Below are 12,031 nucleotides of genomic sequence, written 5' to 3' on the forward strand. Positions count from 1 at the left end.
ATTGTTAGCATTAAAGTCTTTTAATATTGTTGCTATATAGATTCTAGCTTTGAGTTTATCTGCTAGGGCTGTATATATTGGATTCCTATCAAATAAGATTCTATGAATGATTTTTTCATTAAAGGTTTGTGGATTTTTAAAGTCTGGTATATAGCCAAAGATTTTTTTATGTCTGTATATGAAGTATTCTTCATCACTCATTTTTGATTCTTTCTTTGCTTGATAGTTTTTATACCAAGAAGTTTTTCTTATAAGTTTTCGTAATCCCATGTGTATCCTTTTGTGTTAATTTGTGGTTTTTTGTGAAGTGTGGGGTATTATAGCATAGATTAACATAATATCAAGCCTGCAAACATACACACAAAAATCTCAATGTGTAAATCATGCAATCTTAGCCTTGTTATCCACACATATAAATGTCATTTAGCATAAAATCTAGCGATTTGTAATTGTTTCGGGATATAAATCATGCAACCATAAACGCTTTTTTGCCATTTTTGCATACACACTTTTTTCTTTCCCATAATTTACATAAGGATCTATGCTTAATCCACCCCTTGGTGTAAATTTACCCCAAACTTCAAGATATCTAGGCGATAAAAGATTGATTAAATCATCTGCGATTGTATTTACACAATCTTCATGGAAACCGCCATGATTGCGGAAGCTAAATAGATATAATTTAAGCGATTTTGATTCTACAATAAGTTTGTCGGCTATATAGCTAATGTATAGAGTAGCAAAGTCCGGCTGTCCTGTGATGGGGCAGAGTGAAGTGAATTCTGGGCAGTTAAACTTAATAAAATAATCCCTTTGTGGATGTGGGTTTGGCACAGATTCTAAGACATTTGGATCATAGCTGAAAGTATATATCGTCTCTTTGCCTAATTGCTTTAAATCATATTGTTTTTGCTTTGCCATACTTTTTCCTAGTTTAGATTCCACATTACACTAACAAAATTCTTTCAATAAAAGTTTTTGCGTATCCATTACGCCAATGCCCTTATCAAGCATGTCTTGTGCTATCTTTTGTGCGTTATGAAGAGAGTGCATTTTTGCTGTGCCGCATTGATAGATGTTTAATTCTGGGATCTGCTCCTCACTTGTTAAACGCAAAATATCACGCATACTTGCTTCCCACGCCTCTTTTACCTCATATTCGCTGGGTGTGCCAATCACGCTCATATAGAATCCAGTCCTACAACCCATAGGAGAAATATCAATGATTTCTGTATTTTTGCCATTGAGATGATCTCGCATAAAACCTGCAAATAAATGCTCTAGCGTATGAATACCTTTTTCATCTAATATCTCTATATTCGGCTTACAAAAACGCAAATCATATACAGAAATCTTATCGCCTTTTGGTGTTTCCATGCTTTTTGCAAGACGGACAGCTGGGGCAGGCATAATTGTATGATCGACTTTAAAACTATCAAGTAATGGCATAAATGCTCCTTAAAAATATAAAAAATTAACGCATATTATAGCAAATTATTGTAGAATATCCGCTTTATAGAATCTATTTAGTTTAGTCAAAAACTTGCAAGGAGAATACAATGTCTTTTAAAATAAAAATCTTAGGTATTGCATTAGCAGTCATCATGCTTAATAGTGGTTGCGCCAAAAAAGCCGAAGCAGAACAAAAGAATATCGCACAATGCGAAGTCTTTAAAACTTTTGCTAGTGCTACTTTTGAAGTAGAGGGTGATATGGCAGAAGCGATCGAAAAAACTGCAAAAAAGGCTTTAACAAAAAGTTGCTTTAAAAAATCTAGTGATAGCAATGCAAACTTGCGCATCAAGCTAGAAGCAAAAAAGACATTGCAGACAGAAAGTGGTTTTATACAGGACAAGCACGACAATAGCTTTGATATTACTATACATGCAATTATGCTTATCCCAACAGACCAAGGCGGCTTGACAACACTTACAAGCACACAAAATGCAAAGCTTAATCTAAAATCCTCGCAAATTGCTGACTTAGGCAGTAAATCAGAGATTACAGAAAAAGACATAAATGACTTAGTAGAAGAAAATGTTTTGATAGCGTTAAAGAATCTTTTTAAAGATATGCCCTAAGGACTCACTCCATAATTATAGCTAAATGCCTATTTTAGCTATAATTCACATTAATTTTTAGAATCTAAAACCTATCAATGAGGAAATATGCGAGAATTTACACATAATTTACTATATGCAAAATCATCTAGCACATATCTTTTTGCTTTATGCTTTGGCTTACTTATAGCTTTGTTTGGTTGCAGTGATACTGATGATAATAAGACAAGTGATAGCAAAACAGAATCTTATGATTTCACAAATATAAGCAACAACACAACTGCAAAGATTTCATTGCAACATGTCAATAACAAAATACAGCTACATATTACAAACACGACAAATAAGCAAAGCATGCTATCTAGCAATGCAGTTAAATTATTTGCTTTTTTCCCAAAAGACTGCAGTATGTGTATGCCAACTTTTATCCATATTAACAATTTATTGCATCGTTCAAAAAATTTGCAGGTATTTATTTTAAGCAAGCAGGCAATACATGCTAATAGTTACAGAGATTTTCCAATTACGCTTAGTCAAAATTTAGTGAATCTTGTGGATACAAATAATAAGCTTGATTTATTTCTAGATTCTCTAAAACGCACATTAAATATTGAGATTAGAGACTATCAAGCACCATTATTTATACTACAAGACACTCACAATAATATCATACAAAGCATTGAGGGGGCGGTGCTAGAAGAGATATTTGAACAAATGATAACAGATCTTTTAACACAAGACAATAAAATAGATTCTAACAAGCTAGATTCTAACACGACAGAAAAGACACCAAATAATACACTAAGTCAAAGCGCTCCAAGCAGCACAGAATCTCTACAATCTAAATAGCTCTAAAAGACAAGGAATAAACATGTTTTCATTTTTTAAGAAAACTTCAGAAAATATAGCACGATTTTTGGGACAAAAACAACAAAAGATAGAAAAAAGTATGCTAGAAGAGATTCTAATAGAATCAGATATTAACTACGAAATCATTGAAAAAATGCTAGATAATCTCGATGAAAATGTCAGTAGAGACGCCTTGCGTGTTGCTATTGAGAGATTTTTTCGCGGGGAAAGCTATTATGATAAGATTAGATTCCAAGAGATAGAAGAAAGTCCTATCGTCTATCTTGTGTTCGGTGTAAATGGTGCGGGGAAAACCACGACAATCGCAAAACTTGCAAAAAGATTTAAGGATAATAACAAGAAGGTAATACTTGGTGCAGGGGATACATTTCGTGCGGCAGCCATCGAGCAGTTGCAGTTATGGAGTGAGAAAATCGGCGTAGAGATTGTTACCACAAAACACGCTCATGATCCTAGTGCGCTTGCATTTGATACGATTAATGCCGCAAAAGCACGGAATATGGATTATGCTATTATTGATACAGCGGGGCGACTACCCAATCAAACAAATCTTAAAAATGAGCTTATAAAAATCTCAAAAACATGCAGCAAGGCTTTGGAAAACAAGCCTTTTCATAAGATTTTAGTGCTAGATGGCACACAAGGCAGCTCAAGTATAGAACAAGCCAGAATCTTCCATGAAGCCTTAGGACTTGATGGCATTATCATCACAAAAATGGATGGCACAAGCAAGGGCGGTGCGATTTTAAGCATTATTCATGAGTTTAAACTGCCCATTCTATTTTTGGGTGTTGGTGAAAAGGCTGATGAACTCATTGCATTTGAAGAAAAAGATTTTATCAATGGACTTTTAGATTCTATTTTTGAGAAGTAGATTCTATGCTTTTTACTTTTATGGTTAAAACATCGTGTTAATGTAACATAACATTTAATTAAGAAAAGAAGCTAAAGATATAACGAATAAGTGAAAAAGCTATCACAAACATTATAATTGCCACAAAAATATCTATGATTTTGGCTATTTTAATAAGCACTTTGCTTAACTTCAAAGCACCATATCCCAAACCAAAAAACCATAAAAATGATGCGCTAAGCCCACCATATGCAAATATAATTTTCTCTTCAAAGCTAAAAGTTAATGCGCTAGCACCTATCACAAACACCGTGTCTAAATATACATGAGGGTTTAAAAGTGTAACCGCTAAGGCTAATAATATCGTCTTTTTAAGTGATAGGGGATTAGAGGTTGAGAGTTGTAAAGTGTAATCTTGAAAAAATGCGGATTTTAAAGAAATAAAGCCATAATACACAACAAATAAAATCCCAGCAGATGCGATAAGCAAGTTTAAAACTTTATTTTTCGCTAAAAACTCCCCTACCCCAAAAATCCCAAGTCCCATTAGAATCACATCGCAGATAAAGCAGATTCCACTCACCACAAAAACATAGTTACGAGTTATGCCCTGCTTAATAATAAAAGCGTTTTGTGCCCCAATAGCAACAATAAGCGAAAGAGATAAAAGAAAACCTTTTAGGAAAATCCCCATAAACCTACCCTATTAATTCTATCATTTTATTACAAATACATTGAAAGGCAAACATAACAACAAAAAAATCCAAAAAAAGAAAATAAAAAAGTAGCTAAAAAAAATAATTATAAGAAGAATTTAAAATTTCCCTATCCCTGCATCGACCTACATTCCCACACCTGAAAGGTGCAGTATCATCGGCGAAGAGAAGCTTAACTGCCAGGTTCGGAATGGAGCTGGGTGTTGCCTTCTCTCTATAGACACAAGGAAAAGGGAAATAAAGACAAATCAACCAATAAGCTAAAGCTCTACAATTTAAAAAAGTAAAGCTTGATAGCCCTAAAAACTTACACAAGCTCCAAGCTCTATCTATGCTATGTTTGTTCTTATATTTGAATCTGCCTTAAACCTATCTTTAAATTAAGCTCAATCAAAGTCAAACTTCATAGAAACAAACAAAAAAGAGATGAATACTAAACTAAACGCTCAAGCTAGAATCTCAACCCACACTGACTAAGATTCTACAACCAAGCATTTAAAAGCATTTTCTACATAGCTTAAAACTCTTAAAGAAACTTTTCTTTTGTCCTTATTTCCATTTTCCTTATAGGGTAAATGGTGTTAATAGCCATACAAGTGATTTTACACTGCTTACACTACTGCATTTTCTAATATCATTACATTAGCATAAAAACATATGCTACCACAACGACTAAGAATCTATACAATACATAAAGCCTCAATGTTATTCTTTTGTATTTAGTAACTCACTATTCAATTACGCTTCTCAATTACACTTCTCTCTTATCAAAGCAGATTCTATATCTAAGCTTCTTATTCTAAATCTATACCTATATATAAACTCGCATATAAACTTGAATAATTAAACTTAAACAATAAGCCTTTAGAATCTTGCACTCAATAAGGCAGTAATCCTTATATAAAAAGCCAAACGGTCTATTAGTAGTAGTCAGCTGAACATATTACTATGCTTACACACCTACCCTATCAAGCAGCTAGTCTTGCTGCGACCTTCAGGGAAAGTTAATCTTGGAGTTGGCTTCCCGCTTAGATGCTTTCAGCGGTTATCACATCCACGCGTAGCTACAGAGCGATGCTCTTGGCAGAACAACTCTTACACCAGTGGCGTGTCCATCCCGGTCCTCTCGTACTAGGGACAGCTCTCCTCAACTTTCCTACGCCCACGGCAGATAGGGACCGAACTGTCTCACGACGTTCTGAACCCAGCTCGCGTACCGCTTTAAATGGCGAACAGCCATACCCTTGGGACCTGCTCCAGCCCCAGGATGCGATGAGCCGACATCGAGGTGCCAAACCTCCCCGTCGATGTGAGCTCTTGGGGGAGATCAGCCTGTTATCCCCGGGGTACCTTTTATCCTTTGAGCGATGACCCTTCCACACAGAATCACCGGATCACTATGACCGACTTTCGTCTCTGCTTGACTTGTTTGTCTTACAGTCAGGCTGGCTTATGCCATTACACTCTTCTTGCGATTTCCAACCGCAATGAGCCAACCTTTGCAAGCCTCCGTTACTTTTTAGGAGGCGACCGCCCCAGTCAAACTACCCACCAGGCATTGTCCTACTTGAGGATAACTCAAGCTAGTTAGCAGACAGAAACATTAAGGGTGGTATCTCAACGATGGCTCCATCTCCACCAGAGTGAAGACTTCAAAGCCTCCCACCTATCCTGCGCATAATGCTCCCATCGGCAGTGCCAAGCTGCAGTAAAGGTCCACGGGGTCTCTCCGTCTTGCCGCGGGTAGGAGGAATTTTCACCTCCACTACAATTTCACTGAATCCCTGGTTGAGACAGCTCCCATCTCGTTACGCCATTCATGCAGGTCGGTATTTAACCGACAAGGAATTTCGCTACCTTAGGACCGTTATAGTTACGGCCGCCGTTTACTCGGGCTTCAATTCAACGCTTCGCATTGCTGCTAACGAATCCTCTTAACCTTCGAGCACCGGGCAGGCGTCACACCTTATACTTCCTCTTACGAGTTTGCAAAGTGCTGTGTTTTTGGTAAACAGTCGGGAGGGACTCTTTGCTGAGACCTAATTGCTTAGGCACACCTTATCGCGAACTTACGGTGCTAGTTTGCAGAGTTCCTTAACCAGAGTTCTTTCACGCGCCTTAGAATACTCATCTCATCTACCTGTGTCGGTTTGCGGTACGGGCAACATTAGCTAAACTTAGAGGCTTTTCTTGGCACGACGGCGTCAGTAGCACTCATCTTGATCCGAAGATCGCAACAAGCTATTCAAGTTTCGAATACAAGAGCGGATTTACCTATCTCTCAATCTACGCTTTTAAATTAGCACTTCCATCAGCTAACGCTACTTAGCCCTATGCGTCCCCCCATCGCACACTAATGTTGGTATGGGAATATTAACCCATTTTCCATCGACTACCCATTTCTGACTTGTCTTAGGACCCGACTAACCCTACGATGACGAGCATCGCGTAGGAAACCTTAGACTTTCGGCGAAGTGGATTCTCACCACTTTTATCGCTACTCATTCCTGCATGCTCACTTCGCATCGCTCCAGCACTCCTTACCGGTATGCCTTCAACGCTGATACGAACGCTCTTCTACCACTGTGCATCAGCACAATCTACAACTTCGGTGTCTATCTTAGCCCCGTTATATTTTCTGCGCAAAATCACTAGACCAGTGAGCTGTTACGCTTTCTTTAAAGGATGGCTGCTTCTAAGCCAACCTCCTGGTTGTCTGAGTAACTTCACATCATTTTCCACTTAGAATAGAACTTTGGGACCTTAGTTGGTAGTCTGGGTTGTTCCCCTTTTGACGATTGATTTTATCACCCACCGCCTGACTCCCAAGATACGGTAATAGGTATTTGCAGTTTGACAGGGGTTGGTACCGCGGTGAGCAGCCCTAGCCCAATCAGAGCTCTACCCCCTATTACTATCACTTGAGGCTATACCTAAATATATTTCGAAGAGAACCAGCTATCACCAAGTTTGTTTGGCCTTTCACCCCTATCCACAGCTCATCCCAACCCGTTTCAATGGGTACGAGTTCAGTCCTCCACGAGCTATTACACTCGCTTCAACTTGGCCATGGATAGATCACTTGGCTTCGGGTCTGCAGCATCTGACTAAACGCCCTTTCAGACTCGCTTTCGCTACGGCTTCGCGTGTGCTTAACCTTGCCAGATACCACAACTCGCAGGATCATTATGCAAAAGGCAGTCCGTCACCCTGATAAATCATAGGGCTCCGAATGATTGTAGGCAGATGGTTTCAGGTTCTATTTCACTCCGCTCACTGCGGTTCTTTTCACCTTTCCCTCACGGTACTTGTTCGCTATCGGTGTGATAGTAGTATTTAGGGTTGGAGAGTGGTCTCCCCGGCTTCAGCCCGGATTTCACGTGTCCTGGCCTACTCTGGATCCTGCTACCTATGAATAATATTTCGCATACGGGACTATCACCCTCTATGATGTGTTTTTCCAAACACTTCTGCTACATTATTCAAGTGGATATTGCAGTCCTCAACCCCAGTAGCAAGCTACTGGTTTGCCCTTTTCCCCGTTCGCTCGCCGCTACTAGGAGAATCTCGTTTGATTTCTTTTCCTCTAGCTACTGAGATGTTTCACTTCGCTAGGTTCGCCTGTAGGCAACAGACAATAGAAACTTGGCTTATCTTTTGGCGATAAATTAATGAGTTCACAATTTGTTTGTGCGACAGACACTAAGTCTAGTCTCCGCACAAATTGCTTCACAACATTAATTTCTCATCTAAAATATTTCGCCATTTGTCAATCTCTACTCTCTGTTGCCTACATAACTAGTATCTCTACTAGCTGGGTTGCCCCATTCGGAAATCTATGGATCAAAGCTTCTTAGCAGCTCCCCATAGCTTATCGCAGCTTAGTACGTCCTTCATCGCCTCTATCACCCAAGGCATCCACCATCTGCCCTTAAAAGCTTTTACTTCTAAGGATACTGCCTTATTGAATGCAAGATTCTTGTGGTTTCTCTTTGTCAGTTTCGCGGGAGTTTGCTAGATATTTGTGGACAACCTTCAGGTTAGTCTCCGCACATTTATCTGCACAACCCACGAAACTGCCTAAAGATAATTCCACAACCCATACTTTGCTTTACATTAGAACAAACCCTAGCCTAGATTCTATTCTTCATAGAATCTACTCTCACAAGCTCTAACACATTACATTGTATAGCTTCAATAAACCCTACCTCAATAAGACAAGTATGTCGCGTAATTGTAGTTAATTACTATTTAGGCTATTAACAATAAAATTTCAAATAACATTTAGACTAAAGTCTAATGCAAAGCTTTCTTCAGATAAAGAAGGACTAAAACCTTGCATTAGACTTCATATATCTCTCACACATATCTACAAGCTTCATATAATTAAAACCTATGCTATGTGTATTCAACATATCAAATCATTTTTTATATTATTTATAATAAACTTATATACTCTCTTTTAAATCATATTATTGCATTACTCATTTATATAGCATACCTAGAGACTATTCTCAAAATGGTGGAGAATAGCGGGATCGAACCGCTGACCTCCTGCGTGCAAAGCAGGCGCTCTCCCAGCTGAGCTAATTCCCCCCTAACGATGATAGTAAAACTAGAATCTAGTTTCCATATTCAACTTTAGTTATTTTCTAACACTCTACAAAGCATTAAAAAGAACAATTTATGGTGGGCTTAGGAGGACTTGAACCTCCGACCTCACCCTTATCAGGGGTGCGCTCTAACCACCTGAGCTATAAGCCCTTTACTAAAGAGAAAGCTAGTTAAAAGCAATAGCAAAATATGACATAAATTCGATTTCAATATTTAATATTTATAAAATACGCAAATAATCTCTGAAAACTAAGCAAGATGCAATATCATAGCCAAACTATCACTACCACATAGCATACAACTATAAAAAGACATAATTTATAGACTATATAGCAACTATATCTAAACAACTTCATAATGATTAAGATAAACAAATATCTTAACATATCTCTAGAAAGGAGGTGATCCAACCGCAGGTTCACCTACGGTTACCTTGTTACGACTTCACCCCAGTCGCTGCATCCGCCGTGGGCGGTAACCAATTTAGTATCCCGACTTAAGGCGAATACAACTCCCATGGTGTGACGGGCGGTGAGTACAAGACCCGGGAACGTATTCACCGTGACATTGCTGATTCACGATTACTAGCGATTCCAGCTTTATGTAGTCGAGTTGCAGACTACAATCCGAACTGAGAGACATTTTAGAGATTTGCTCCACCTCGCGGTATTGCATCTTTTTGTATGTCCCATTGTAGCACGTGTGTAGCCCTAGGCGTAAGGGCCATGATGACTTGACGTCGTCCTCACCTTCCTCCTCCTTACGAAGGCAGTCTCCTTAGAGTGCTCAGCCGAACTGCTAGCAACTAAGGACGAGGGTTGCGCTCGTTGCGGGACTTAACCCAACATCTCACGACACGAGCTGACGACAGCCGTGCAGCACCTGTTTTCAAGCTCTGGCAAGCCAGCACTCCACTATCTCTAGCGGATTCTATCAATGTCAAGCCTAGGTAAGGTTCTTCGCGTATCTTCGAATTAAACCACATGCTCCACCGCTTGTGCGGGTCCCCGTCTATTCCTTTGAGTTTTAATCTTGCGACCGTACTCCCCAGGCGGAATGCTTAATGCGTTAGCTGCATTACTGCCCTGACAAGCAGGGCAACAACTAGCATTCATCGTTTAGGGCGTGGACTACCAGGGTATCTAATCCTGTTTGCTCCCCACGCTTTCGCGCATCAGCGTCAGTAATGTTCCAGCAGGTCGCCTTCGCAATGAGTATTCCTCTTGATCTCTACGGATTTTACCCCTACACCAAGAATTCCACCTACCTCTCCCATACTCTAGAAAAGTAGTTTCAAATGCAGTTCTGTAGTTAAGCTACAGGATTTCACATCTGACTTACTCTCCCGCCTACGCGCTCTTTACGCCCAGTGATTCCGAGTAACGCTTGCACCCTCCGTATTACCGCGGCTGCTGGCACGGAGTTAGCCGGTGCTTATTCGTAAGATACCGTCATAATCTTCTCTTACAAAAGGAGTTTACAATCCTAAAACCTTCATCCTCCACGCGGCGTTGCTGCTTCAGGGTTTCCCCCATTGAGCAATATTCCCTACTGCTGCCTCCCGTAGGAGTCTGGACCGTGTCTCAGTTCCAGTGTGTCCGATCACCCTCTCAGGCCGGATACCCGTCATAGCCTTGGTGAGCCATTACCTCACCAACAAGCTGATAGGACATAGGCTGATCCTTTAGCGAAGGCTTTCAATAAAAAATTCGTCTTTGGACGATAAATCGATGAGTTCGCAATTTGCTTGTGCGACAGACACTAAGTCTAGTCTCCGCACAAATTGCTTCACAACATCAATTTCTCATTCCAAATACTAGAATTTTGTGCCAACAACACAAAGCACTAAAAAGAGAAATTCTTTATTGAAAGCCCCTTTCCCCCGTAGGGAGTATCCAGTATTAATCACCGTTTCCAGTGGCTATCCCAGACTAAAGGGCACATAACCTATGCATTACTCACCCGTGCGCCACTAATCCACTTCTAGCAAGCTAGAAGCTTCATCGTTCGACTTGCATGTATTAGGCACGCCGCCAGCGTTCACTCTGAGCCAGGATCAAACTCTCCATAAGAATCATGGAAGTTTGTATCTATCAAATCAATAGTAGCAAACTCTCCATAATAATGAAAACCCAACAAAATACACAATAAACATATAGCTTAAAATATATCAGTTAGAATCTTCACAAATAATCTCAATATCAAACAACATTTCATATTTAACATAAGTTACATACAAAATGCCATAACATTAAAGATTATTATTTAAAGAATTTGTCCTAATCTCTAAAATGTTTCACAAAGACTAAAACTTACTATGCCCTGCCCTACTCTCTTACAAAGACTAAAGCAAAACATAATAAATCAGTTATAGTCGAGTTGTATAGATTAACAATTTAAAGACTTGGTTGTTAAAATAAAATTGAAGCATTTAAGACATAGCAAAAAGCAATATTCAAATTTCATAATAATTTTACAAAACTAAGATATTAACTTTAAACAATCTAGCTACAATATCACAATCAAATCTTGCTTAGTTGTCAAAGATCATTGCTTTAAAAATATCAAAATTTCCAAAGTCAAATAACGCAAGTATTAACAAAAACACAAAAAAGTGAAACAAAATATAAAAACTCTAAAATCTAAAAGGACAAAAAGAGTTTGATAAAAATATTACTGATTTTAATGAAAAAATGCTATAATATTCGGTATATTTACATCTTGTAAATCTTTAATTTGCTTTCTGCAAACTTGAGAAACAGAATTATATGCTAACAAAGCTTAAATAAAGCTTAAATTTAAAAAAGTTTTTGATTTTTTTTAGAGTTTGTTTTTTAGGGGGGATTTTTTAAGGCAATTCTAATGACTATCATGTAAATTAAAATTACATTGTATAAATATGGGTGATAGCAACGACA

At 38.7% G+C, this 12,031-nt stretch carries 7 protein-coding genes, 2 tRNA genes and 3 rRNA genes; 3 read left to right on the forward strand and 9 right to left on the reverse strand.

Features of this window, described 5'->3' with window-relative positions:
* From T368_RS13895 to luxS, 3 genes are all read right to left on the reverse strand, one after another.
* Window positions 1-270 (reverse strand): hypothetical protein (locus tag T368_RS13895; RefSeq protein ID WP_034595227.1); only part of this gene is annotated, 270 nt, incomplete at its 3' end.
* A gap of 165 nt (window positions 271-435) precedes the next feature.
* Complete coding sequence (queF, locus tag T368_RS0109725; protein WP_004087447.1) at window positions 436-921, reverse strand: preQ(1) synthase; 486 nt, start codon at window positions 919-921, stop codon at window positions 436-438.
* Window positions 922-951: 30 nt separating this feature from the next.
* Entirely contained in the window at window positions 952-1,449 is a 498-nt protein-coding gene (gene luxS / locus T368_RS0109730; protein WP_004087445.1) for an S-ribosylhomocysteine lyase, read from the reverse strand.
* Window positions 1,450-1,559: 110 nt separating this feature from the next.
* Between luxS and T368_RS0109735 the strand changes: the two genes are divergently transcribed.
* From T368_RS0109735 to ftsY, 3 genes are all read left to right on the forward strand, one after another.
* The gene (locus T368_RS0109735; RefSeq protein WP_004087443.1) at window positions 1,560-2,081 is read left to right on the forward strand and encodes a hypothetical protein; all 522 of its coding nucleotides are present in this window, start codon (window positions 1,560-1,562) and stop codon (window positions 2,079-2,081) included.
* An 87-nt stretch (window positions 2,082-2,168) separates the two neighbouring features.
* The gene (locus T368_RS0109740; protein ID WP_004087441.1) at window positions 2,169-2,909 is read left to right on the forward strand and encodes a hypothetical protein; all 741 of its coding nucleotides are present in this window, start codon (window positions 2,169-2,171) and stop codon (window positions 2,907-2,909) included.
* Window positions 2,910-2,931: 22 nt separating this feature from the next.
* Window positions 2,932-3,804, forward strand: coding sequence for a signal recognition particle-docking protein FtsY (ftsY, locus tag T368_RS0109745; protein WP_004087439.1), 873 nt, complete (start codon window positions 2,932-2,934; stop codon window positions 3,802-3,804).
* Between the two features lie 58 nt (window positions 3,805-3,862).
* Here the strand turns inward: ftsY and T368_RS0109750 are convergent, their stop codons facing one another.
* From T368_RS0109750 to T368_RS0109775, 6 genes are all read right to left on the reverse strand, one after another.
* Window positions 3,863-4,477 (reverse strand): LysE/ArgO family amino acid transporter, encoded by a 615-nt coding sequence (locus T368_RS0109750; protein ID WP_004087433.1) that lies wholly within the window; start codon window positions 4,475-4,477, stop codon window positions 3,863-3,865.
* A gap of 134 nt (window positions 4,478-4,611) precedes the next feature.
* A 5S ribosomal RNA gene (rrf, locus tag T368_RS0109755) occupies window positions 4,612-4,727 on the reverse strand.
* A gap of 671 nt (window positions 4,728-5,398) precedes the next feature.
* Window positions 5,399-8,444: ribosomal RNA gene (locus T368_RS0109760) — 23S ribosomal RNA — on the reverse strand.
* Window positions 8,445-9,019: 575 nt separating this feature from the next.
* Window positions 9,020-9,095: transfer RNA gene (locus tag T368_RS0109765), tRNA-Ala, on the reverse strand.
* A 91-nt stretch (window positions 9,096-9,186) separates the two neighbouring features.
* Window positions 9,187-9,263: transfer RNA gene (locus T368_RS0109770), tRNA-Ile, on the reverse strand.
* Window positions 9,264-9,507: 244 nt separating this feature from the next.
* Window positions 9,508-11,185: ribosomal RNA gene (locus T368_RS0109775) — 16S ribosomal RNA — on the reverse strand.
* Together the 16S, 23S and 5S rRNA genes with 2 tRNA genes alongside form the textbook arrangement of a ribosomal RNA operon.
* Between the last annotated feature and the right edge of the window lie 846 nt (window positions 11,186-12,031).

Origin of the sequence: Helicobacter bilis ATCC 51630 (genome assembly GCF_000686565.1) — a bacterium.
Classification (GTDB): Bacteria; Campylobacterota; Campylobacteria; order Campylobacterales; family Helicobacteraceae; genus Helicobacter_A; species Helicobacter_A bilis.